The sequence below is a fragment of the Rubripirellula lacrimiformis genome, from assembly GCF_007741535.1.
In the GTDB taxonomy this organism is placed as follows: Bacteria; Planctomycetota; Planctomycetia; order Pirellulales; family Pirellulaceae; genus Rubripirellula; species Rubripirellula lacrimiformis.
The window spans coordinates 3,351,078-3,374,024 of sequence record NZ_CP036525.1 but is presented as its reverse complement, the minus strand read 5'-3'; the positions used below and the strand labels follow the sequence as shown (position 1 = coordinate 3,374,024).

Here is a 22,947-nt window from a genome sequence, read left to right as displayed (position 1 = left end):
TCCCAAGTGACCCGGTGACCGCCTTCGCGGTATCGTTTGCGGTGATTTCGTTGCCGCAGTGGCGAATGTGGCGGTTTCTCGTGTAAGCTACGGACGGGATTCGATCGACGACCTCGTTGGACAGGCTTAGCGGGTCCGATTCGCGTCACCGCCACCCTTCTCGCTTCCACCTACACCTTCAACCTGTTTTTGGAATAGTTGTTCCGTGCGAAAGTTATTTCTGTTTCCGCTTCGTTTAAGCGTCGGGTGGGGTTTCTCGCCGCGACTATTGAGCCTGATAGCAGCGGTCATGTTGGTCCTGTTGCGTATTTCTGTTGGCTGGCACTTCTACAGCGAGGGCATGGATAAGTATGCCGCTGGGAACTTCAGTGCAGCCCCCTTTTTCGCCAATGCGAAGGGGCCGATGGCAGGCCAGTTTCGTGGCATGGTCTGGGATGCGGACGGCAAACTGCGGCTAAACGAAGCAGCCAACCAATATTATTGGGCGGTTTATCGTGACCAAATCATCGCCCATTACGGTTTCGACGAAGCACAGACGCGTCGGGCACAGATCAACTACAAGGACGCCGTCGAGCAGTACCAGTGGGTGATCGCCGAGAATTCAGCGGAACTAGAAGAGTTCGAACTGGGCCGCGATCGCATCGCACTTTTGGAAACGGACGAATCCGAACGCACCCTGCGTGATGGAGTCGCCAGTTTGGGTGGCCAACGGGACACCATTCGCCGCGAATGGCTCGGTAAAGCGGCACCCGCGTTGTCGCAAATTGACAAAATCTGGGACAACTACGCGGCTGCGCAAAACGCCGTCGCAACGCCCGAACAAGCCGACGCCCACGCGTCCCTAAAATTGGTCAAACCACGCACTGGACGGATCGACACCAGCGTCATCGACGGGATCATTCCGTACTTCGATATCGCAGTCGGACTGTGCCTACTGTTGGGATTCTTTACCCCGATCGCGGGGCTAGCCGCAGCCGGATTCTTGGGGTCGGTGTTCTTGAGCCAGTACCCACCAACGACGGGTCCAAGTTCCAGCAACTATCAGTTGATCGAATGCATGGCCTGTTTGGTGCTGGCATCGACCGGTGCTGGTCGTTTTGCGGGACTGGATTTCTTCCTGCACTTGATCGTTCGCAAATTCTGGTACCGCGATGAACCAGAAATCGCAACCTAAGTCGGTTACCGGCGACATCCAAAATCGGTAATCCCCCAACCATTCAACCATTTATTCATTCTGTAGGTTCATCCCATGGTCGATAAACTCACCAGCGAGCAACGCGAAGTCGGCGAACACAACTACTACTCCGCCGTCGGCAGCTATTACGACGTCAACCGTCGCGACTTCCTTCGCGGCATCGTTTCGGCGGGAGCCGTCAGTGGCGCCGGATTGGGCGCCGCGTACTTTGGTTACGGCAAGGTCAACGATCCTGTACGCGTCGCGGTCATCGGTACCGGCGACGAAGGAAACGTTCTGATCGGCGGCTGCAATCCGGAATACGTCGAAGTCAAAGCGATCTGTGACATTCGCCCGTTCAGCCAGCACCGTGCTTTCCACGGCGATTGGTCCAGCCCATCGGCGCTTGCGCGACGCCCCGGACTCCTTAGCGTCGCTGGCTATAAAGACGAAGCCGAAGCTCGCCGCAACGTCAAGGTTTACGACGGCAGCAATGGCGGGATCATGGCCTGTCTAGACGATCCCGATATCGAAGCCATCATCATCGCGCTGCCGCTGTGGCTGCACGCTCCGGTCGCTGCCCAAGCGATGGAACGTGGGCTGCACGTGTTGACTGAAAAACTGATGGCACACAACGTGGCCCAGTGCAAAGTCATGTCGCGGATGGCAGGCGAATTGAAGGACACCGCCGGCAATCCCCTGCACTTGGCGACCGGTCACCAACGTCACTACAACGTCAAGTATGACAACGCGATCAACTTGATCCGTTGGGGACTTCTGGGACAACTGCACCACATCCGTGCCCAGTGGCACCGCAGCAACGTGCCCGGGGCCGACAGCTGGAAGATGCCATTGCCCGGTGGCGAAAAGGGCGCCGGCGGAAAGCGGTTCGACAAAATCGCCGGCGACATTCGCAATCGCCAAGGCCGTCTGAAGACAGCAACCGATCCGGAAGAAATCGTCCGACTGCAACAAGAATTGGCCATGTTCCAAGCTTGGGATGCGGACAAGAACGTGAACCCGGCGGACTTCGGTTACAAAGATTTCACCATGGGTGACCAAGTCGTCACCGCCATGGAAGAACTGCACCGTTGGCGTCTGTACGACCGAACCGGTGCCGGATTGATGGCTGAACTCGGCAGCCACCAATTGGACGCGGTCAGCATCTTCCTTAGCTCGCTTCGAAACGACGGCAAGAAGGTCCACCCGCTAAGCGTTCACGCCGTTGGCGGACTGCACATCATGCCGGAAGACCGATCCGTCGGTGACCATGTTTACTGCATGTACGAGTTCCCTGGCCCAGAGTACGAAAAGACGTTCGACGTCGGATATTACGATCAGATCGAAAACTATCCCGCCAGCGTGATGAACAAGTCCAGCAAGCAATGGGAACGCACCGGGGCTGTTCCCGGTTATGAAAACGACCCGAATAAGAAGGTCGTCGTCACCTATTCGTCGATCAACGGAAACGGATTCGGCGGCTGGGGTGAAGTGGTCATGGGGACCAAGGGCACCTTGGTGCTGGACAAAGAAACCGACGCACTGCTGTACCGAAACAGTGACACCAGCAGCAAGGTTGGCGTTGCCAAGCAAGCCGGTGGCTATGCGTTGGACACCAGCAGCAGTGGCGACTTCGCCGCGCCAATCGCCAAGGCAGCAGACTCGGGGCCGGTCAGCCGCGGCTATCGCGAAGAGATCGAACACTGGGCCTACTGCATCCGCAACCCGGACAAAGAAAACCAGCCACGATGCTATCCCGAAGTCGCCATGGGCGATGCGGTGATCGCGCTGGGGACCAACGTCGCACTGAAGAATGCGAACGCCGGCAAGGGCGGACACCTGCAGTTCAAGGAAGAATGGTTCGACATCGATAACGATGCAGTGCCAGACGGCAGCGACATTGCCGCGGAAACCGCGTTCATGAAAAAGCCGGTCGCCTAGTCGGCGGAACTGATCAGTGCGTTGCTAAGATTGCGGCACCCACCGGTGCCGCTGGCTGTTGTGAAAACGCCATCCTAGCGATGGCCAAAAGAAAACCCCGATGTCCGGCCAGTGCTGATGGCACTGCCAGACATCGGGGTTTTTTATTCCATGGACCCCAAAGGTCCCACACGCGTGTGCGTGGTGCGTGTGACTACTCTGCAGCAGGTTCTTCGGCTGCGGGTTCTTCAACTGCAGGTGCGTCCGCACCGGTGGTCGTGTTGCTGCCGGGCGCTTCGGCACCGGTCGTTGTGTTGGAGCTTTCCGTCACATCGGTGGAAGTGTTGACTTCGACGGGCGCTGGTGGTGCACAACCAAAGGTGCAGGTCATCACAAATGCGGCAGTCAGGGCTTGCAGAAGGGTGAAAACGGATTTCACGGCGAGGGTTCTCCACGAACAGTTAGGGGGGAAATACGGTTCTTCATCGTATCCGAACATTCCATTTTCTCCTAGCGACAGCCCGAATTTATTGCTTCGACAGGGATACAGGGGGGTGCGATTGCGCCGACGCCGACCTATCGGCGGAAAACCTACCAACGCCACTTTCACGCACCGGCCTGCGGCGGATCCGGGATCGCGGAAAGTCACAACCGTCACAACGCGCAGTTCTGATCGCCCCACCGGCGAAGTTCGCAGACGATTGGGGTCCGGTTCAACCCGGCAGGCCTAGGACGTCGATTCGCAATGTTGGACAACGCAAACTTTGACCGCCCTTTGGCTTTGGACCCGTCATGAACATCCGACAAATCTTCGCATCTGCTGCGATTTCTGGCACATTGGCGCTAAGCCAGGTCGGTTTCGCCCAAGACACAACGCGGCCGCCTAGCGACGCTTCGAACGGTGCGATCGATCGCATGGACCTGTTCGATTCGCTTGAAAAGCCGACCATTGTGAAGGGACGATCCCAGTCCGAATCGGTCGCCCCCGCGATGGCTGACCTGCGACTGGCACGAGCCATCCGCCGGGCAGACGAGCGATCGGCGCGGATCGAGCGCAACCTATGGCTGGGCGTGGATCCATTGCGGCCACAGTGGACCGCCATTCCGATGACGCAAAGCCGATACGCTCCCCGACGCGTCTATGTCCCGGTATTCGTTTACGGACACTGATCGGCCAGATCAGTTCGGTGGCGACACCAACGCCACGCGGACGTCGCACACATTGGTTCCCGTCGGCCCGGTGATCAACAGACCGCCGGCGGCGTCAAAGAACGTATACGCATCGTTCCGCGCAAGCGTGTCGGCGACGTTCCATTCGAGAGCTTGGGCGCGGCGATGGACATCACCGTCCAAAATGGCACCTGCCGCGTCGGTCGGCCCGTCCTCGCCATCGGTGCCGCCCGACAGCAAGCAAAGCCGGTCCCATTCTTCGGATCGAAGCCCGATTTTCAGCAACGCTTCGTATGCCGCCAGCACGAGTTGTTGATTCCGGCCGCCTCGGCCACGAGTTTCCGGCGGGGCCAATGCAACCACCGGTTCGCCGCCGGTGATCAGACAATCCAGACGATGATCGGCGGGATCCGACCGCAACATTCCCACGATCATTTTGGCCAAGTGATGGCCCACATCTTCAGCGGCGCCTTCGCATTGCCGCGCAACCTGCATGACATGGTTGTACCCAAGACTTTCGGCTTGGATCCCCGCTTCGTCGACCGCCACCGCGTTGTTGCCGATCACGAACACGGAATTTGGCACCTCGCGCCCGATCGATGGATCAGTCACCGCGCCAGCCACATTGTCTAGGGCGACGGCATCCGCGGCCTGCTGTTTTGCTTCCAGCGTTTGATAGATCGCTGCGGGCAATTCGCGATCGGGATCGAATCTGCGCAGCACGTCGATCGCATCTTTCGCGGTCGACGTATCCGCAACGGTGGGTCCCGATGCGATCAGGTCTAGCGGGTCGCCCAGAACGTCCGACAGCACCAGCGTGACCAGATGCCCGGCGCGGCAGCGGCGCAGGATTCCGCCGCCCTTGACCGCACTTAAGTGTTTGCGAACGGTATTCAATTGAACGATGTCGGCGCCGGCCGAGCTCAGAAATCGCGTCACGGCAAGCTTGTCGGCCAACAACACACCATCGGCGGGAGCCGGCATCAGCGCGCTGCCGCCACCGGAAATCAGGGCGACGCACAGGTCACGCGGGGAAGCAGCCGCGACCAGGTCCAATATCCGGCCAGTGCCAAGAACGCCGGCTGGGGTCGGCTCATTCACTCCGGCCGGCCGGGCGGGATGCAGTCGAATTCCGCCAACCTGTTGATCCGACGGTGCGTCCGCCATCGTCCCCTCGGGAGCGTTGACCCACCCGGTGATGGGACGCCACGCGGCGGCGGATCCGACGAAACCGGTCGCCATGGCAACGGCGGCTTTCCCCGCGCCGACCACAACGATGCGGTCGAAATCGGATCGATCAAATGCATGGCCGTGAATCGACAACACGTCGCCATCGACCTGGACTTCCCGACGGACAAGCCCCTCGGCCCGAACGCTGTCGACGCCCGCGGTCCAGATTTCGGTCGCATCTTGTCTTGGTTTGTTCACTGGCCAAAGCTCCTGATATTTTGCACTTCGCATGCCCGGTCTCGCCCCAGGGTGACCATGCAAGGTAAGTTGTTTGTCATGACGAACAAGCACCCCGAATCCGAAACGGTTCCCGACCGCGACGAACTAGCAGCCGAGTATTTCGACCTGTTGCCCTTTGCGCCGTACCCGGTCCAAGAAGAGGCGATGTTGGCCTACTTTACCGGCGACCAAGGCGTCCTGGTCTGCGCGCCCACGGGAACGGGCAAAACGATGATCGCCGAAGCCGCCGTCTACGAGGCTCTGCGGACCGGAACGCGGATGTACTACACGACCCCGTTGATCGCGTTGACGGACCAGAAACTGGACGAACTGCGGCAATCAGCGGTCCGCTGGGGGTTCAGTCCCGACCAGGTCGGCTTGGTCACCGGAAATCGCACGGTGAACCCCGACGCGCCGGTCTTGGTCGTGGTCGCCGAGATCTTGCTCAATCGCCTGCTGAACACCGAATCGTTTGACTTCACCGAAGTGTCGTCGGTCGTGATGGACGAATTCCACTCGTTCAACGATCGCGAACGGGGCGTCGTCTGGGAATTGACGCTCGGTCTGCTGCCCGCCCATATCCGCACGCTGCTGTTGTCCGCCACGGTCGGCAACGCGATGGAGTTCACATCGTGGCTTACACGGGCCCACAACCGTCGACTGCAATTGGTGGTCGGGACCGAGCGTAAAGTTCCGCTGCAGTATTCGTGGGTCGACGACGAATTGCTGGCTGATTTTTCCGAACGGATTGCCGCTGGCGATTCCGTGGCCCGCCGCACCCCGGCCCTGATGTTCAGTTTCAGCCGTTCGCAGTGCTGGACGACTGCCGAAATGCTGAAGGGCAAAAGCGTGATCGACAAGACGCGGCAAGCCGAACTCGCCGAGTACCTGAACGCTGCGGACATGTCCGAAGGCGCCGGCCCCAAACTGAAACAGATCCTGATGCGGGGCGTCGGTGTGCACCATGCCGGTGTGCTACCGCGGTATCGCCGGATGGTCGAGGAACTGTTTCAGCGAAAACTATTGGCGTATTGCGTCTGCACCGAAACGTTGGCCGCGGGCATCAATCTGCCAGCCCGAAGCGTCGTCTTGCCGAGCCTGCTGAAAGGGCCGCGCGACAAAAAGAAGCTGTGTGAGATCGCGTCGGCGCAACAGATCTTTGGCCGCGCCGGTCGTCCGCAATTCGATGACGTCGGCTATGTCTTCTCGCTCGCTCACGAAGACGACGTGAAGATCAACCGATGGCGAGAAAAATACGACTCGATCCCCGAGGACACCAAAGATCCGGGATTGATGAAGGCCAAGAAACAGCTGAAGAAAAAGATGCCCAAACGGCGGGCTGGCGAATCCTACTGGACCGCCGCTCAGTTTGAACAGCTTCAACAGGCCGATTCGGCCAACCTAGAAAGTCGCGGTCGATTGCCCTGGCGATTGCTGGCCTACCTGTTCGGCAAAGATCCCAACGTGCAACCGATCCGCGACATGGTCGGCCGCCGCCTGCTGCCTCCCAAGGGGATCGAGGAAGCCCAGCGCGATCTGAACCGGATGCTGATCACGCTGTGGACCGCCGGTTATCTGGAACTGGATCCCAAGCCCCATGCGGCCGAAGTGAAGCCGCCACCACCGACCAACAAAGAAAAGAAAGCCGCCAAGACGGCAGGGCTGTTCGGTGACATCCTGGACCAAATGCGTGTGGAGGAACCTGACAAAACGAACCCAGACCCGGTGGACAACGCCGACCCCAAATTGATCGAAAGCCGCGGGTACGAAGTCGATACCTACCGCCCCAAGACGGCGACGCCCACTGAACGGCTGGAACGACTGGTGCATATCCGCAGCATCAATCCATTGTTCGGTGTCTTCTTGGCGGACCAGTTGGCGATCGCGGATCCCAGCGAACGCATCGCTGCACTGGAAAGCGTGCTGGAGGTGCCCGGAACGGTCGCCCGGTTCTGCCGCATGCCATCTTATGACGACATGCCGGCCGGAACGCTTGCCACCACGCGACTGGATCCACAATTGCTGACTCTAGGGTTGGCAACATCCGAAGAATTGGGTGCCAAGAATCCCAACGATGACGAAGACATCACGAACCGAGGATTCGGTCGCGTGATGTTCGAAGAGCAAAAGGTTTGGCCGCTGACGATCGGCGAGAAAATCCTGCGGATGTTCCGAAACGAATTCCCACGCGTTCATGACGTGAACGTTCGCCCGGTCTGGATCGTGGGCGAATTGATGGAATTCGGCGGCGACTTCAACAAATATGTCACCGCCCGCAAACTGCAAAAAGAAGAAGGGATCCTGTTTCGGCACTGCCTGCGGATGATCCTGTTGTTGGACGAAATGGCCAACATTCCGCCGCTGGAAACGACGGTCGAAACCTGGGAAGACCCGCTGGACGAATTGGCCGATCGGCTGACCGAGACCTGCCGAAAAATCGACCCTCAAAGCACCGACGAGATGTTGGCACAGCCACCAAGTGAAGCCGACGACCTGGTCGAAGAAGGTCGCCGGAATTCGAAGTAGCGGCGTCGATCGCTGCCGAGTCGCGCCGCTACGAATCCGTTCACTGCGGCGGAACTAGCTAGCCAACGTTTCGATGGCTGCGTTCAGCGTTCCGCTTGGACGCATCGCCGATCGAATCTTGGATTCGTCCGCCAGGTAGTAACCACCCAAATCGGTTGGCTTGCCCTGGGCGGCGGAAAGTTGTTCCAAGATCTTGCTTTCGTTTTCGGCAAGCGTCTTGGCCAGTTCACTGAACTTGGACTGCAGGGCAGGGCTGTCGGACTGTGCCGCCAACGCTTCGGACCAATACAGGGCCAGGTAGAAATGGCTGCCGCGGTTGTCCAATTCGCCAACTTTGCGGCCAGGCGATTTGTTTTCGTCCAGCAGCCGCGACGTTGCCGAATTCAGGGTCGATGCCAACACCTGGATGTCGGCACTCTTGGTCTTTTCGGCCAAGTCTTCTAGCGACACTGCGATCGCCAAGAATTCGCCCAAGGAATCCCAACGCAGGTGGCCTTCGTCGACCAATTGCTGGACGTGTTTCGGAGCCGATCCGCCGGCACCGGTTTCAAACAGTCCACCGCCAGCCAACAGCGGCACGATCGAAAGCATTTTGGCGCTGGTGCCCAGTTCTAGGATGGGAAACAAATCGGTCAGATAGTCACGCAGCACGTTCCCGGTGACAGAAATCGTGTCCTTGCCGTCCTTCGCACGCTGGCACGACTGGGTGGCCGCATCGTTGGGCGACATGATGGAAATTTCCAGTCCATCGGTGTCGTGCTCGGGCAAGTACGCGGTGACTTTCTGAATCAGATTCGCATCGTGAGCCCGGTTTTCGTCCAACCAGAAAATGGCTGGCGACCCGGTGGCTCGTGCTCGCGCGACGGCCAATCGAACCCAGTCGCGGATCGGAATGTCCTTGGTTTGACACATCCGCCACACGTCGCCTTTTCGGACTTCGTGTTCCATCAAAACGTTGCCCGCCGGATCGATCACTTGGACCTTGCCGTCGCCAGCGATTTCGAAAGTCTTGTCGTGCGATCCGTATTCTTCGGCTTTCTGAGCCATCAGCCCGACGTTCGCAACGCTGCCCATCGTGGTGACGTCAAACGCACCGTTGGCTTTGCAGAAATCGATCGTCGCTTGATAGATGCCGGCATAGCAGCGATCGGGGATGACCGCTTTCATGTCATGCAGTTTTCCATCGGCGCCCCACATTTTGCCAGACGACCGAATTGCCGCAGGCATCGAAGCATCGATGATGACGTCACTGGGCACATGCAGGTTGGTGATGCCCTTATCCGAATCGACCATCGCTAGCGAAGGACGTTTCGCGTAAACCGCTTCGATATCCGCTTTGACCTCGGCCTGTTTGGAGGCATCTAGCGATTGGATTTTGTCATACACGTCGCCGATACCGTTGCTGGGGTCCACGCCGATTTCATCGAACAACGCGGCATGCTTTTCAAACACATCGGCGTAGAAAACGCTGACGCAGTGACCGAAGATGATCGGGTCGGACACTTTCATCATCGTTGCCTTCATGTGCAACGAGAACAAAACGTCTTGTTTCTTGGCATCATCGATGGCGCTGGCCAAGAACGCTCGCAGGGCATCCTTGCTCATCACCGACGCATCGATGACTTCACCATCTAGCAGTGCCAGGCCGTCTTTCAGGACCGCGGTCTCGCCGTTGCTGCCGATCCACTTGATCTGGATTTTGCCGGCCGTTTCCATCACGTGCGATTTTTCGCTGCCGTAGAAATCTTCGTCCGCCATCGAATCGACATGAGTCTTCGAATCCGACGACCAACTTCCCATCGAATGCGGGTGTTTGCGGGCGTATTCTTTGACCGGCGCCGCGACACGGCGGTCCGAGTTGCCTTCGCGCAGAACAGGGTTCACGGCGCTTCCGAGCACCTTCGCGTATTGACCCCGGATCGTTTTTTCCTGATCCGATTGCGGGTCATCCGGAAAGTCCGGGATCGGAAATCCCTTGGACTGCAGTTCGCTAATCGCAGCGTTCAATTGCGGGATCGAGGCCGAGATGTTCGGCAGTTTGATAATGTTGGCTTCCGGACTTTTCGCGAGTTCGCCCAGTTCGGCGAGCGAATCGGGGCGTTGCTGGTCCGGGCTAAGATGATCCGAAAGATTCGCCAAAATCCGAGCCGCCAAAGAAATGTCGCGGGTTTCGACTTTCACACCCACTGCGTCGCAGTAGGCGCCCACGATCGGCAACAGCGAATGGGTTGCCAGTGCCGGGGCTTCGTCGGTGTAGGTGTAGATGATTTTGGTGGACGGATCGGACATATGGGGGTCTTTCTATTCGCGATGCAAACTGAGTGTGCAAATCGTACCATCGAAATACCTGGACGGGACAGTCCCGATTGGGCCCGTCCGGGGCACCTGCACACATTCACCGCAGTCAAAATACCCGGGTTGTATGGTTTCCGCAGCGATCTTGATCTGACACCGGGCATCGACCTGTAGCGATCGGCTGCCACCGGTTATCGTGGCGACCATGAATTGGGATCATCAAAGAATCATGAGCGGCAAGCGACGCGGCCCTGCCGCCGGCTTGTTCCGCACCGCACTGCGATTGGCATCGCTCCCCTACGGGATCGTCGTCGGCCGGCGAAACCGTGGCTACGACACGGGCAAGACCACCATCCACTCCGCAGGCGTGCCCGTCATCAGCGTCGGAAACCTGACGACCGGTGGCACGGGCAAAACCCCGATTGTGTGCTACTTGGCCAAATGGTTTCGGTCCCAGGGCGTGCGAGTGATGATCGTCAGCCGCGGTTACGGACGTGGCGAAAACGATGTCAACGACGAAGCGATGGAGATGCACGATCGGTTGCCCGACGTGCCGCACATCCAAGATCCTGACCGCGTCGAAGCCGCACGGATCGCGGTCGATGAATTGGAAGCCGAACTGATCCTGATGGACGACGGTTTTCAACATCGACGTTTGCATCGTGACGCCGACATCGTCGTGATCGACGCGACCTGTCCGTTCGGATTCGGATACCTGCTGCCACGCGGATTGCTGCGTGAACCCGTCGCCGGCCTGGGTCGCGCGGACCTGGTGATCGTGACACGATGTGACGCCGTGTCACCATCGGATTTGCAAGCGATCGAAACCACCGTCCGAAGCGTGAATCCCAAGCTGCCTGTGTTCCGGTCTCGGCACCGCCCCAGCGGGCTGCGTGAGTATCCGCAGACCACCTTGCCAATCGAAACGCTGGCCGGCCAGAACGTTGCTGTCCTGTCAGCCATCGGAAACCCCGACGCGTTCCAGCAAACCGTGCGGCAGTGCGGTGCCACGCCAATCGCCACCAAACAGCTTGGCGATCACGATCCCTATTCGCCCGACACGGTCGCCGAAATTCGTGAATGGATTGCCAGCCTGGGAAGCCAAATCGATCGCGTCGTTTGCACTCATAAAGACTTGGTCAAACTGAAATCAGATCGCTTGGGCGGCAAACCGCTTTCCGCGATCATGATCGACCTGGACGTCGAGGGCGATCTGTCCTCCTGGCTGACCCAGTGGTTGCCAAAATCCGGTTAGCTGCACAGTGCCACTATCGTGGCGCTAGCGGCGTGCTGATTCATTCGAATGGTGGACAGCAATGGTGAGCCGCTGGCGGTCAGGCCACGGGCAATGGGCCACGGGGAATGGGGAATCCCGGCCGCTCACGCGATCACGGCTCACTCAATCAGCAGGCCGCTCGCGCCGAAACGGCTAGCGAAAGCGGCGTTGTCCAGCGAAGGAACATAAGTGTCCGCATTTTTTCGAAGCTGCAGCAAAGTTCTATTGCAGCTTGTCCAACATCGAACTGGCGATGCTGAGCACCAGAAAGAATCCGCACATGTCGGTCACCGTGGTCAGGATTGGACCGGCTGCGATCGCCGGGTCGACTTTGAATCGCTTCAGCACCAACGGCACGAGGCCACCGATCGATACCGCGATCATCGTGTTCAAGCACAACGCCAATCCGACGACCAGCCCCAGGTACACGTTGCCTTTCCAGACGAAACTGACTCCGGCGATCAAGACGCCGAGCGCCAGCCCGTTGATCATCCCCACGGACACTTCTTTCAACCAAACACGCATCCATTCGGATTCGCGAACCAGCCCCATCGACAGTTCTCGCAGGCTGACCGCGACCGCTTGATTTCCGCTGCACCCGGACATGTCCGAGATGATCGGCAGGAACACAGCCAACGCGATCACCGACGACAACGTGTCCTGGTAAACCGCGATCACACTGGCGGCCAACATGTTCAGCACGATGTTGACGCTAAGCCAAGCCAACCGCCGGCGGGCCCGGACGATCAACGGCATCGATCGAATTTCTTCGCCGCCGACGATCCCTTGAGTTTTCAGAAAGTCCGAATCATGTTGCTCGGCTCGCGCCTCTTCGACGGCCGCGCGGTGCACCACCCCGATCAGCTTACCATCGGTGGACGTGACCACCGGGACGCCAAAGAAGTGATGGCGATCGAACAGGTCGATCAATTCGCCGATCTTGGATTTGTCTTCGACCGACAATGGGTTGGCGATCATATTTTCAATGATCGGTGTTCCGCGTTTGGAAAGCAGCAGATCGCGCATCCGCAGCACCCCGATCAACCGTTCCTGATCGTCGACAAGGTACGCGTACTGAACGTCGTAATCACGATACAGGTCGGCGTTGTCGCCCAGGTCCGCGATCACTTGGGCACCGGTCCACGTGACCGGATACTTCAGCATCTCGGTCACCATCAACCCGCCCGCCTCGTCGTCTTCGTATTCCGACAGACGCAAACAGTCGGCCGCGGCCTGCGGCTCCATCACATTCAGAATCGCCGCCGCGTCATCATCTTCTAGTTCGCCGATCAAGTCGGCCTTCAAGTTGCTAGGCAACTCGTCAATGATCGCCGCCGCTTCGCCAGGCGTCAGGTCTTCGATCAGTTCGATCGCCTGCACGTCCGGCAGCAGCGCGACCAGGTCCGCCGCATCCTCGGGAACCAACGTGGTCAAAACCGCGTGCCGTTCTTCGTCACTGAGACGATCCAGGGCTAGCGACTGCTCGGTCGACGCAAGCGTATCCAGATAGGCTTTGACAGTCTCTGAATTTCCGGTTCCAACCGTCCGGGCAAGCTCTTCCCAAGGACGCTGGTTGACTTCAGTTTCGACGGGTGACATGCATTGCCCAGTGGGATAAGAGCTGTGTTGAGTCGCTGGCCCGCGAATCCGTCCGCGGACCGTTGATCGTTCAAACCGATGGTGCCGCTGACCCGCATTGGGATGGCCAACATGTCAGCCAACCCCAATCGACGATCGATCGTCCACCGATCCATCGTCCACCGACACCAGTCGACACGTCCAACGACTTACCAAATCCGAACGCGGTCGGATGGTGCTAGGTACAACGGGGAATCCGGTGTGATCCCGAATGCGTCGTACCACGCATCGATGTTCCGCACGATCCCGTTCACCCGATATTCGCTAGGGCTGTGCGGGTCGGTTACCAGTCGTTTCAGCAGTTCGGGTTCACGATACAAACGTCGCCAAATTTGGGACCAACCCAAAAAGAAACGTTGATCGCCGGTCAAGCCATCAATCACGGGTGCTTCCTTCCCATCCAGGGACAGGCGATAGGCTTCGTAGGCAACGCTTAGGCCGCCAAGATCACCGATATTTTCGCCAAGCGTCAACTCGCCGTTGACGAAGTTTCCCTTGATGGGTTCAAAAGAATTGTATTGATCGACCAGCCCGGTGGCACGGCGTTCAAATTCTTCCCGATCGGAATCGGTCCACCACATCCGTAGGTTGCCTTTGCCGTCGTACTTGCTGCCCTTGTCATCGAATCCGTGCGAAAGTTCGTGGCCGATCACGGCGCCGATTCCGCCGTAATTGACTGCGTCGTCAGCCTTTAGGTTGAAAAACGGCGGCTGCAGGATCGCGGCTGGGAAAACGATTTCGTTCATCGTGGGGTTGTAATAGGCGTTGATCGTCTGCGGCGTCATGTGCCATTCGTTGCGATCAATCGGACCACCCAACTTCTTTTGTTCGCGAGCGGTTTCAAACTCAGATGCGGCGATCAGGTTATCGGCCAACACGGGCGAATCGATCTGCAGATCGGAATAATCTTTCCACTGATCGGGGTATCCGATCTTGGTCGTGAACATCGACAGTTTTTCGAGTGCCTGTTTCTTGGTGCCTTCGCCCATCCAGTCGCGAGATTCGATTCGGATGGCGAACGCTTTTTTCAGGTTGTCGACCAATTCGTTCATGCGTTTTTTGGCTTCGGGGCGGAAGTGAGTTTCCACGTAAAGCTGCCCTACCAATTCGCCCAGCACGCTGCCGGTGATGTTGACGCCGCGCTTCCACATCGGTTCCTGTTCAGTGATCCCGCTGATGGCCGTTCGGTGAAATTCGAAATGTCGTTTTTCGATCGCTTCGCTTAGATTGTCACCGTAGGTATCGATCACACGCAGTCGCAGATACGCCTTCCAGTGATCCAACGAAGTGGTGCCGAACATCTTGCCGATGTTTTCCAGGTAACTAGGTTGGCGAACCACAAACGCGTCCTGTTGGCCCAAACCCAGCGATTGCGTGTAGGCAGCCCAATCGAAGTCGCCCAGCAACGTCTTCATTTCAGCGGCGGACTTCTTGTTGTAAGTCTTGACCGGGTCGCGATTGTCCGTTTTGGACCACTGATTTTCAGCGATCGCGTGTTCGATCCCGTAAATGGCATCGACGGTTGCTTGGTCGGCCGGGGTGCCCAGCAGTCCCAACATGTCGGCGATGTAGGTTTTCAGTTGTTGGCGAAGTTCGACGTAGCGAGTCTCGTCTTCCAGGTAATAATCGCGATCGGGTAGCGACAGACCGGTTTGCGTGACCATCACGGCGTACGAATCACTGTTGCGTGCATCGACGTCGACGTAGGGTGCCAACGGACCATAGACGCCCATCCGATTCAGCTGACCCATGCGGGCGGCCAGTTGATCGATGGTGGTTGCCGAGTCGATCAGTTCCAGCATCGGCGCCAGTGGCCCCACGCCCGCGCGATCGCGTGCATCGACATCCAGGACGCTGCGATACAGGTCCCCAACCTTTTGCGCCGGTGATCCTTTTGCACTCTTGGTTTCCGCAGCGGTTTCAATCAGCACACGGACCTGTTGGCGTGTCAGGTCGTCCAGAATCGTGAACGTGCCGTAGTCGGATTTGTCGCCGGGGATGGCGGTCTTATCCAACCAAACCTGATTGGCATACAGATAGAAGTTCTGGCCCGGTGAAACGGCCTTGCTGAACAACGACTGGTCGATACCGGCAACCTTGTCTGTTGAACCGGATTGGCCCTGGTTGGATGCCTGGTCTTGGCCCGCAGTTGCTTCCTGGGCCAATGCGGCTGTGTCCTGCACCATCGCCAGCAATGCAAACGCGAAGGTGGCAATCAAAACGATAAGTCTCATCTTGGGGTCCTTAATGAAGTACAGGATCGCTGCGTGACAAAGTTGGATTTCGTCGGATTCAAACGGTTGCATCAGCGCCAATCTTGACACCAATCCTTGGTGTGCACACCACTGCGGATGCGCCATTCGCGAAGTTCGGTCAACAAACGGTCTTGGTGGTTGGCAGCGGCCGGGTGATTCCACAAATTGTGAACTTCGTCCGGATCCGCTACCAAATCGAAGAGCTGCCCATCGGGCTGGTCCAAGAAGTGGACAAGTTTGTGCGTTCGGTCGCGAACCATGGTCACAAAGTTGGCGCCCGTCAAGACAGCGTCCCCCACCTGTTCGCAATAAACGTAAGGACGCCCGGCTAGCGTTTGGGTGGGATCAAAGGCGGCGGCGAGCGATTGGGCTTCCCAGTCGCTTGGCACGTCGATGCCCGCCCACTGCAGGATGGTCGGGCCGATGTCCATCTGTTGAACCAACCCCTCGATTCGCCGTGCCGGGCCGAACCCGCCGGGATGATCCGAAAAACGTTTCCCCGGCGCCCAGACGATCATCGGAACGCGAGTGATCTGGTCGTACATCGTCCATTTCTGACTCTGACCATGGTCGGTCAAACAGTCGCCGTGATCGCTGGTGAAGATCACGATCGTGTTGTCCAGATATCCCTTGGCGTCCAGCGCGTCGATGATCTGGCCAACCTTTTCATCGATCATCGTCACGTTGGCCAGATAGTAGGCGCGTTGACGGTGGCGTTGAGCGTCCGAGGGCGCTAGCGGCATCACGACCGAATCGTGATCCACCTCGGAATTGTGCTGACGCATTTCCTGAAACGCCGCCGGTTGCGAATCCAATTCATCGTCGGAAACCGCCAACATCGGCAGCGTCTTGTTCAGGTACGGTTCAGCGTAGCGGGGGATCGGATCGTAGGGCGGATGAGGCCCTGGAAAACCGATCTGCAGGAACAATGGTCCGGTCTTCGGTTTCGATTCGATCCACCACTTGGCCATGTCACCGACGAACACGTCGGGGTGCGTGTCGTCGGGAAGTTCCCAATCAAAGGCCCCCAAGGACTCGGTATAATCGGCCCGTTTCCGATACGATTCTCGCTGCTGTTTGACCAGACCACGGTATCGAAGTGCGCGGTCCCATTCGTCGAAAAAGTAACGACCTTCCAGATAGCGGTCCTTGTTTTCGACCACAAACCGTTCGTGAAATCCGAGTTCGCTCTGGAACGGCCACGAGTGCATTTTGCCAATGTTGGTGCAGTAATAGCCAGCATCGTTCAGCAGTTGGATCCAGCTGCGCCGCCACGTATCGGCGTTCTTCAAAATGCCGGTGGTGTGCGGATAGTATCCTTTGAACAAACTAGCCCGGGCCGCCGCACAGGATGCCGCCGTGACGTGGCATTGGTCAAACGAGATGCCTTCGCGAACCAGTCGGTCCAAATGAGGCGTGTCCACATGCGGAAACCCCAGTGCAGCGATCGTGTCGTAGCGTTGCTGGTCCGTGATGATGAACACGATGTTGGGTCGATCATCGTTTTCCGGCGTCGGCTTTTGGACAAACATTCACGTCTCGACGAAAGTTCGCAGTGGCGGGTCGGGCATTCGAATCCGCGATCCCAAAAGTCGTTTGAATTCTGCCAACAAACTACCGGAAAGCTGGCATGGACGGCAGGTGCCCCCGGGACCGGATTCAACCGGTTCGCAACAGATTTGCTTGATCGGCGCCACCGGATGGTCAAGAATGACGGCTGAGTGCTTTTCCGCCTGCGAAACGCTACTTTTCCAATGGCGAACCGAGACTCGAGCCCACGATCGACTTCATTGCGGCCTGGGGGATCTCTGTTCGATCCACTTTTCTTCTCGCGAAGGTTGCAAACATGTCTGCATCACGAACCTTGGTCGCCGCCTGCTTTTTGCTTGCCATTCCGCTTGGATTTGCGCAAGCGTCACCGGCCGACGATCCGTTCGGGGGCGGCGGTTCACCCGATCCGTTTTTTAGCCCGCCGCCGCCGACCGTGAAATCTGCTGCCGACACCGGGCATCCATCGGTTCGCCCCGCTCGGAATCGGAATCGGTCATCGGCGCATCCAGGGCAACCTGCGTACCCCAAGGCGGAATCCATTCCAGTGGATGCCGCGGCCACCCATGAAGCGATCCGGAAAGCACTCGGTTCGCGGGACAGCGTCAGTATCGTCGATATGCCCCTGAACGACGCCGTCGTATCTCTGTCGGCCCAATTTGACGTGCCGATCGTGATCGATTCGCGGTCACTCGAAGAAATCGGCCTGTCCCCGGAAGAACCTGTCAACGTCCAACTGTCGAACGTCAGCCTGCGCAGCATTCTGAAACTGATGCTGCGTGAATACGAACTGACGTACGTCATCCGTGACGAGGTGCTGATGGTGACGACGATCGAGGCAGCCGAACACAGCCTGACCGTCCGGGCGTACCGTTTGCCGGAGGCGATCCTTTCCTACGACCAACCCTTCATGGAAGCCCTGAAGAATTCGGTCGTCTCCGATACCTGGGATACATTGGGGGGGCCTAGCACGGCGACAATGGTGGGACCGGTGCTGGTGGTGTCGACCACCGAATCGGTTCATGAGGATGTGATTGCGCTGATTGCCAAAATCGACGCGGCTCTGCAGGCCAAGCAGTAAGAAAAAGCCCCTCGGTCGACTATACTGGCGGGGCCGTTTTACTCGTCCGCCAGACTTGCCGCCAGAATTGCAACATGTCCGTCGCTCTTTTTGTTCCCTGCTACGTTGACCAGTTCTATCCCGACGTTGCGATTGCGACGCTGGAATTGCTGGAACGCCTGGGCGTGGATGTGGTCTTTCCGCAAGGACAAACGTGCTGTGGACAGCCGATGGCCAACACCGGTTGCACCGAAGATGCCCGGCCGGTGGCCAAACGAAACGTCGCGATGTTTGCCGATTACGACGCCGTCGTGTGCCCGTCGGGGTCCTGCACGTCGATGGTCCGAAATCACTACGACCAGTTCTTTGATTCCGGCGACACAGCGTTTCAGCATGTGAAAAGCCGCACGTTTGAACTGTGCGAATACCTGTACGACGTGCTGGAAGTCCGCAAATTGGACGTTCGCTTTCCCCATCGAGTTTCGCTGCACCAGAGTTGTCACGGACTGCGGGAACTGCGACTAGGCCCGTCCAGCGAAGTGATGACACCTCGCGTGGACAAGATGCGAAGCCTGTTGGACATGGTGGCTGACCTGGAATGGTCGTTGCCCACGCGTGTCGACGAGTGCTGTGGCTTTGGCGGTACGTTTGCGGTTGATGAAGCGGAACTGTCGGCATCGATGGGCCGCGACCGCATCGCTGATCACCTGTCCACCGGCAGCGAGGTCATCGTGTCGGCCGACATGAGTTGCCTGATGCACATGCAGGGTTTGATTCGCCGCGAAAAGAACCCCACACAAGTGATGCACATCGCACAGGTGTTGGTGGGGCGTCCGATCAAAGAACTAGCCAAGACCGAATAATCCAAGCGTGGTTTGCTGCGGTAAAGATTTGCCGCGGCTGCTGAATCCCCAGACGTGGTTCACCGGCGAACGGCCCGCCACCTGTCTGCTAGCCGTCAAAACTAGTCTCCGCTTTCTCATGAAAGGCCCCTGATGGGCGCTTTACCGATCATCGATCACCCCGACGCTTCTCGCGAATTCGTGACCAACAAAGCACGGTCGCATTGGCATGACGAAGCGTTGTGGTTCGTGCGTAGCAAACGAGACAAACAGGCCCATTCGGTACCCGAATGGGAATACCTGCGCGAACAAGCGTCCGAGGTCAAAACGCACACGATCGCCAACCTGGATCGCTATCTCGTCGAATTCGAAAAGAATGCGACCGCGATGGGTGCCACCGTGCACTGGGCCAGCGATGCCGCCGACCATAACCGCATCGTGCACCAGATTCTGAAGGATCACGGCACTCTGCGGATCGTCAAAAGCAAATCGATGCTGACCGAGGAATGTGGCCTGAACCACTATCTAGAGGACAACGGGATCGAGGTCGTTGATACCGACCTCGGCGAACGGATCGTTCAACTGCGGCACGAAACACCAAGCCATATCGTGCTGCCTGCGATCCACATCAAAAAGGAAGAGGTCGGTGAAACCTTTCACACGCACCTTGGCACCGACAAAGGTGCTTCCGATCCGCAGTATTTGACCGAAGCAGCACGTGGGCACCTTCGCGGCAAGTTTCTTTCCGGCGAAATCGGGATCACCGGCGTGAACTTCGGAATCGCCGACACCGGCGGCATCGTGGTCTGCACGAACGAAGGCAATGCTGACCTTGGCGTATCATTGCCGCGAGTGCACATCGCATGCATGGGGATCGAAAAGCTGTTGCCACGGCATCAGGATCTGGCCATCTTCACTCGGCTGCTAGCCCGCAGCGCCACCGGCCAACCGATCACCAGTTACACGTCGCACTTCCATGGGCCACGCGACGCCAACAGTGAATTGCACATCGTGTTGGTCGACAACGGCCGAAGCAAGCTTCGCGAAAGTGAAACGTTTCGCCACGCGCTGCACTGCATCCGCTGCGGTGCCTGCATGAACACATGCCCGGTGTACCGACGCAGTGGCGGACACAGTTATCGCACCACCGTCCCCGGTCCGATCGGATCGGTGCTGTCGCCGGCACGCGATTCGAAGGCTCACAAAAGCCTTCCATATGCGTGCAGCCTATGTGGATCATGCACCGACGTTTGTCCCGTCAAAATCCCGCTGCACCACCAACTGTTGGCGTGGCGAAAAGAGTTGGTTGGCCAAGATCGGATGCCCAAATCCAAGACGGTACCGATGAAGGCGGCATCGTACTTGTTCCAGCATCCCAAGCTGTTCGCATTGGCAGGCAAAGCCGGCCGCACTGCCCTCCGCTGGCTGCCGCACTTCGCAACTCACAACCGGCTGAACAAGTGGACGATCGCTCGCGAATTGCCGCTGCCGCCGAAAGAGAGTTTTCGCGACTGGTATCGCAAAAACCGCGGTTAGCTCCCCGCCGAAGACACCCCCGCCGAAGCCCCCCCCCTGCCGAAGCGTGACGCCGCGTCCCATCCATCATTGAAACTGCGACTTAGAAACCAACCATGGCGACCACAGAAAGCCGACAAGCGATCCTGGACCGACTGACAAGCCGCGTCGTCGATGCCAATCCACTGCCAACGATCGACCCATCACGGTTGACGACATTTGAGGACCCGATCGCCAAGTTCGCCGAGATGCTGGCCTTTGTCGGTGGCGAAGCCCATCAAGTGGACCGGATCGAAGAGGTCCGCGAGATCCTATCGAAGAACCCCGTTTTCGCCGATGCGACCCGAATCGCGTCCGTCGTCCCGGCCGCCATCCAGGGCAACGTGGACGCCAGCCAGGTGGATGACCCGCACGCATTGTCGTCGTTGGATTGGGTGATCGCCCGCGGCGAATTCATGGTGGCTGAAAACGGCGCCATCTGGGTCGATGGATCGACATTGCCGCATCGCGTGATGTTGTTCATCCCCCAATACTTGGCCATCGTCGTGTCACGAAACGAGATCGTTTCGAACATGCACGAAGCGTATCAACGCATCGGAACTCCCAAGCCCGGATTCGGCGTCTTCGTTTCCGGCCCCAGCAAGACAGCGGACATTGAACAGAGCTTGGTCCTGGGGGCGCATGGCTGTCGCAAACTGCAAGTTTTTCTTGTGCCTTAGAGTTTCGGTCAAGCGATTCGCGGTGGGACCAGGATCGGAAGGACGAGGAAGGAAGGAAGGAAAGAAAGAAAGTTCGAGTTTAAGTTCGAGTTCGAGTTCGAGTTTAAGTTTCCAAAGCCGATTCCAGTCCGCAACTCGCAACTCGCAACTTACCTCCCTCGCCTCTCTCCAAAATCAGTCGAACAAAATCTTGGCCAGATCAGCCGCGGACTGCTGAACCGAGTGTCGCTGATGCACCGCGTCATATCCAGCTTTGGCCCATTGGGACCGCTGCTGAGGGTTGCGTTTGGTGTCCTCGATCGCGCGAATCAGATCGTCAAGGTTGCCTGGTCGATACGTCTGCCCGCCGCCGGTGGACGTGATCAATTCACCAAACGCGCCGTGGTCGGGCTGCAATACGGGGACGCCCGCGGCCAGTGCTTCCAGCACGAATAGCCCTTTGGGATCTTCGTAATCGGTGGGCACACAAAGCAGGTCCAGCGAACTCAGGTAAGCGATTTTTTCCGAAAGCGACGGGCTGCCGTGGTAGGTAAATCGGTGACTCAGCGACGCTTGTTCGATCTTGGCATGCAGATCATCCAAATAGGTTTGATGATTCCCGCCCAACCAACCTGCGGCGTGCAGAGTCATGTCATGGTGTTCGTCGTCGGCCGCCAAGCGGGTGAACGCGTCCACCAGATGGTGCAGACCCTTCTCGGGGGCGATTCGAGCCAAGTAACCGAGTCGGAATTCGTCGGCCGGCTTCGGCAATGGCGTGATCGTTTCGGCAAAAGGTGCAACGTCGATCGACAGGGGAGTCACGACCAATTGGTGGTCCGGGATGTTTAGCATCCGCTGCATTTTGTCCGCATAAAATTGGCTGTGCACGATGAATCGATCCACCGACGGGACCAGCTCCTGGCACAGTTCGATTGCCTGCTGACGCTGTTTGGGTGGCAAGAAATCCAGAAAGATGTCGTCGCCCTGCAGCATCACGGCCAAACGCGTGTTCGGCAGAGCGCTGCGAATCGCGGGCAGGGATCCGCCGATCAACAGGTTGCTTAACAGCACGGCATCGGGACGAATATCGTCGGCCAACCAGTGCGCCAACCGTTTGACTTCACTGGCCTGCCGCCCCTGCTCGCCCCGCAACATCGACACCGCCAAATCACCCAGCTTCGCAGCGTCCGTCGAATGGGTCCGGCCGGTCGCCCATCGCAGCAGCGGCGGCCAATCGAGCGTTCGTCGCAGCGGCCCCGGCACAAAACGAAGCCACGGCATTTGTTGCAGCAGATAAATCTGGATCCCGCCAAAGAAAACCTCGTCGCTGGCGACACTGATTTCGTCGGTCCGGATCGGCGTGTAGACCGGCTGCAGCAAGCAATCGACGCCCTGAGCGATCATTGCTCGGGCGATCGCGTTGTCGTGCATGCAGCTGCCACAGTACATCCCGGCAGCCCCGGCGGTCAGAAAAACAGCTTTCATCGTCGCGTCTCAACAGCGTCCAGCCTGACAGCCACGTTGCCACCCCGGGGGGTAAAGTCAGCCATAAAAAGAATGCTCGTTGTGACAAAACGGGAC

16 protein-coding genes are annotated in these 22,947 nt (G+C 58.3%); 9 read left to right on the top strand and 7 right to left on the bottom strand.

Features of this window, described 5'->3' with window-relative positions; genetic code table 11:
- Positions 1 to 205: 205 nt before the first annotated feature.
- Positions 206 to 1,174: a DoxX family protein gene (locus K227x_RS11930; protein WP_145169696.1), complete on the top strand. Its 969-nt coding sequence runs from the start codon at positions 206 to 208 to the stop codon at positions 1,172 to 1,174.
- A gap of 75 nt (positions 1,175 to 1,249) precedes the next feature.
- On the top strand, positions 1,250 to 3,115 hold the full coding sequence (locus tag K227x_RS11925) for a Gfo/Idh/MocA family protein (protein WP_145169694.1): 1,866 nt from the start codon (positions 1,250 to 1,252) through the stop codon (positions 3,113 to 3,115).
- Positions 3,116 to 3,308: 193 nt separating this feature from the next.
- On the opposite strand, the gene K227x_RS11920 is transcribed toward K227x_RS11925, so the two are convergent.
- Positions 3,309 to 3,533, bottom strand: a complete 225-nt coding sequence (locus K227x_RS11920; RefSeq protein ID WP_145169693.1) for a hypothetical protein — start codon at positions 3,531 to 3,533, stop codon at positions 3,309 to 3,311.
- A 353-nt stretch (positions 3,534 to 3,886) separates the two neighbouring features.
- Here K227x_RS11920 and K227x_RS11915 point away from each other — a divergent pair, with 353 nt between their 5' ends.
- Positions 3,887 to 4,264: a hypothetical protein gene (locus tag K227x_RS11915; RefSeq protein ID WP_145169692.1), complete on the top strand. Its 378-nt coding sequence runs from the start codon at positions 3,887 to 3,889 to the stop codon at positions 4,262 to 4,264.
- A gap of 9 nt (positions 4,265 to 4,273) precedes the next feature.
- Here K227x_RS11915 and K227x_RS11910 read toward each other — a convergent pair whose 3' ends face one another.
- A complete protein-coding gene (locus K227x_RS11910) occupies positions 4,274 to 5,692 on the bottom strand; it encodes a glycerate kinase type-2 family protein (RefSeq protein ID WP_246146757.1) in 1,419 nt (472 codons plus the stop codon).
- Positions 5,693 to 5,770: 78 nt separating this feature from the next.
- On the opposite strand from K227x_RS11910, the gene K227x_RS11905 reads away from it, so the two are divergent.
- Positions 5,771 to 8,239 (top strand): DEAD/DEAH box helicase, encoded by a 2,469-nt coding sequence (locus K227x_RS11905; protein ID WP_246146756.1) that lies wholly within the window; start codon positions 5,771 to 5,773, stop codon positions 8,237 to 8,239.
- Positions 8,240 to 8,293: 54 nt separating this feature from the next.
- On the opposite strand, the gene K227x_RS11900 is transcribed toward K227x_RS11905, so the two are convergent.
- Positions 8,294 to 10,528: an NADP-dependent isocitrate dehydrogenase gene (locus K227x_RS11900; protein ID WP_145169689.1), complete on the bottom strand. Its 2,235-nt coding sequence runs from the start codon at positions 10,526 to 10,528 to the stop codon at positions 8,294 to 8,296.
- Positions 10,529 to 10,763: 235 nt separating this feature from the next.
- On the opposite strand from K227x_RS11900, the gene lpxK reads away from it, so the two are divergent.
- A complete protein-coding gene (gene lpxK, locus K227x_RS11895) occupies positions 10,764 to 11,789 on the top strand; it encodes a tetraacyldisaccharide 4'-kinase (RefSeq protein WP_246146755.1) in 1,026 nt (341 codons plus the stop codon).
- A gap of 243 nt (positions 11,790 to 12,032) precedes the next feature.
- On the opposite strand, the gene mgtE is transcribed toward lpxK, so the two are convergent.
- The 3 genes from mgtE to K227x_RS11880 all read right to left on the bottom strand — a co-directional run bounded on the left by mgtE (position 12,033) and on the right by K227x_RS11880 (position 17,235).
- Positions 12,033 to 13,409: a magnesium transporter gene (gene mgtE / locus K227x_RS11890; RefSeq protein ID WP_145169687.1), complete on the bottom strand. Its 1,377-nt coding sequence runs from the start codon at positions 13,407 to 13,409 to the stop codon at positions 12,033 to 12,035.
- 188 nt (positions 13,410 to 13,597) lie between these two features.
- Complete coding sequence (locus K227x_RS11885; protein ID WP_391540446.1) at positions 13,598 to 15,634, bottom strand: M13 family metallopeptidase; 2,037 nt, start codon at positions 15,632 to 15,634, stop codon at positions 13,598 to 13,600.
- Between the two features lie 119 nt (positions 15,635 to 15,753).
- On the bottom strand, positions 15,754 to 17,235 hold the full coding sequence (locus K227x_RS11880) for a sulfatase family protein (RefSeq protein ID WP_145169685.1): 1,482 nt from the start codon (positions 17,233 to 17,235) through the stop codon (positions 15,754 to 15,756).
- Positions 17,236 to 17,549: 314 nt separating this feature from the next.
- On the opposite strand from K227x_RS11880, the gene K227x_RS11875 reads away from it, so the two are divergent.
- The 4 genes from K227x_RS11875 (at position 17,550) to K227x_RS11860 (ending at position 21,387) form a co-directional block, all read left to right on the top strand.
- Entirely contained in the window at positions 17,550 to 18,332 is a 783-nt protein-coding gene (locus K227x_RS11875) for a hypothetical protein (RefSeq protein WP_145169684.1), read from the top strand.
- 74 nt (positions 18,333 to 18,406) lie between these two features.
- Positions 18,407 to 19,174, top strand: a complete 768-nt coding sequence (locus K227x_RS11870; RefSeq protein ID WP_145169683.1) for a (Fe-S)-binding protein — start codon at positions 18,407 to 18,409, stop codon at positions 19,172 to 19,174.
- A gap of 132 nt (positions 19,175 to 19,306) precedes the next feature.
- Positions 19,307 to 20,689 (top strand): lactate utilization protein B, encoded by a 1,383-nt coding sequence (locus K227x_RS11865; RefSeq protein ID WP_145169682.1) that lies wholly within the window; start codon positions 19,307 to 19,309, stop codon positions 20,687 to 20,689.
- A gap of 95 nt (positions 20,690 to 20,784) precedes the next feature.
- Entirely contained in the window at positions 20,785 to 21,387 is a 603-nt protein-coding gene (locus K227x_RS11860) for a LutC/YkgG family protein (protein ID WP_145169681.1), read from the top strand.
- A 174-nt stretch (positions 21,388 to 21,561) separates the two neighbouring features.
- Here the strand turns inward: K227x_RS11860 and K227x_RS11855 are convergent, their stop codons facing one another.
- Positions 21,562 to 22,851, bottom strand: a complete 1,290-nt coding sequence (locus K227x_RS11855; protein WP_145169680.1) for a glycosyltransferase family 4 protein — start codon at positions 22,849 to 22,851, stop codon at positions 21,562 to 21,564.
- Between the last annotated feature and the right edge of the window lie 96 nt (positions 22,852 to 22,947).

Coding starts and splice junctions, on each gene's coding strand:
- K227x_RS11875 (WP_145169684.1), top strand. CDS start 17,550: ATGTCTGCATCACGAACCTTGGTCGCCGCCTGCTTTTTGCTTGCCATT.
- K227x_RS11860 (WP_145169681.1), top strand. CDS start 20,785: ATGGCGACCACAGAAAGCCGACAAGCGATCCTGGACCGACTGACAAGC.
- K227x_RS11925 (WP_145169694.1), top strand. CDS start 1,250: ATGGTCGATAAACTCACCAGCGAGCAACGCGAAGTCGGCGAACACAAC.
- K227x_RS11855 (WP_145169680.1), bottom strand. CDS start 22,851: ATGAAAGCTGTTTTTCTGACCGCCGGGGCTGCCGGGATGTACTGTGGC.
- K227x_RS11915 (WP_145169692.1), top strand. CDS start 3,887: ATGAACATCCGACAAATCTTCGCATCTGCTGCGATTTCTGGCACATTG.
- K227x_RS11880 (WP_145169685.1), bottom strand. CDS start 17,235: ATGTTTGTCCAAAAGCCGACGCCGGAAAACGATGATCGACCCAACATC.
- K227x_RS11865 (WP_145169682.1), top strand. CDS start 19,307: ATGGGCGCTTTACCGATCATCGATCACCCCGACGCTTCTCGCGAATTC.
- mgtE (WP_145169687.1), bottom strand. CDS start 13,409: ATGTCACCCGTCGAAACTGAAGTCAACCAGCGTCCTTGGGAAGAGCTT.
- K227x_RS11900 (WP_145169689.1), bottom strand. CDS start 10,528: ATGTCCGATCCGTCCACCAAAATCATCTACACCTACACCGACGAAGCC.
- K227x_RS11905 (WP_246146756.1), top strand. CDS start 5,771: ATGACGAACAAGCACCCCGAATCCGAAACGGTTCCCGACCGCGACGAA.
- K227x_RS11870 (WP_145169683.1), top strand. CDS start 18,407: ATGTCCGTCGCTCTTTTTGTTCCCTGCTACGTTGACCAGTTCTATCCC.
- lpxK (WP_246146755.1), top strand. CDS start 10,764: ATGAGCGGCAAGCGACGCGGCCCTGCCGCCGGCTTGTTCCGCACCGCA.
- K227x_RS11885 (WP_391540446.1), bottom strand. CDS start 15,634: ATGGTGCAGGACACAGCCGCATTGGCCCAGGAAGCAACTGCGGGCCAA.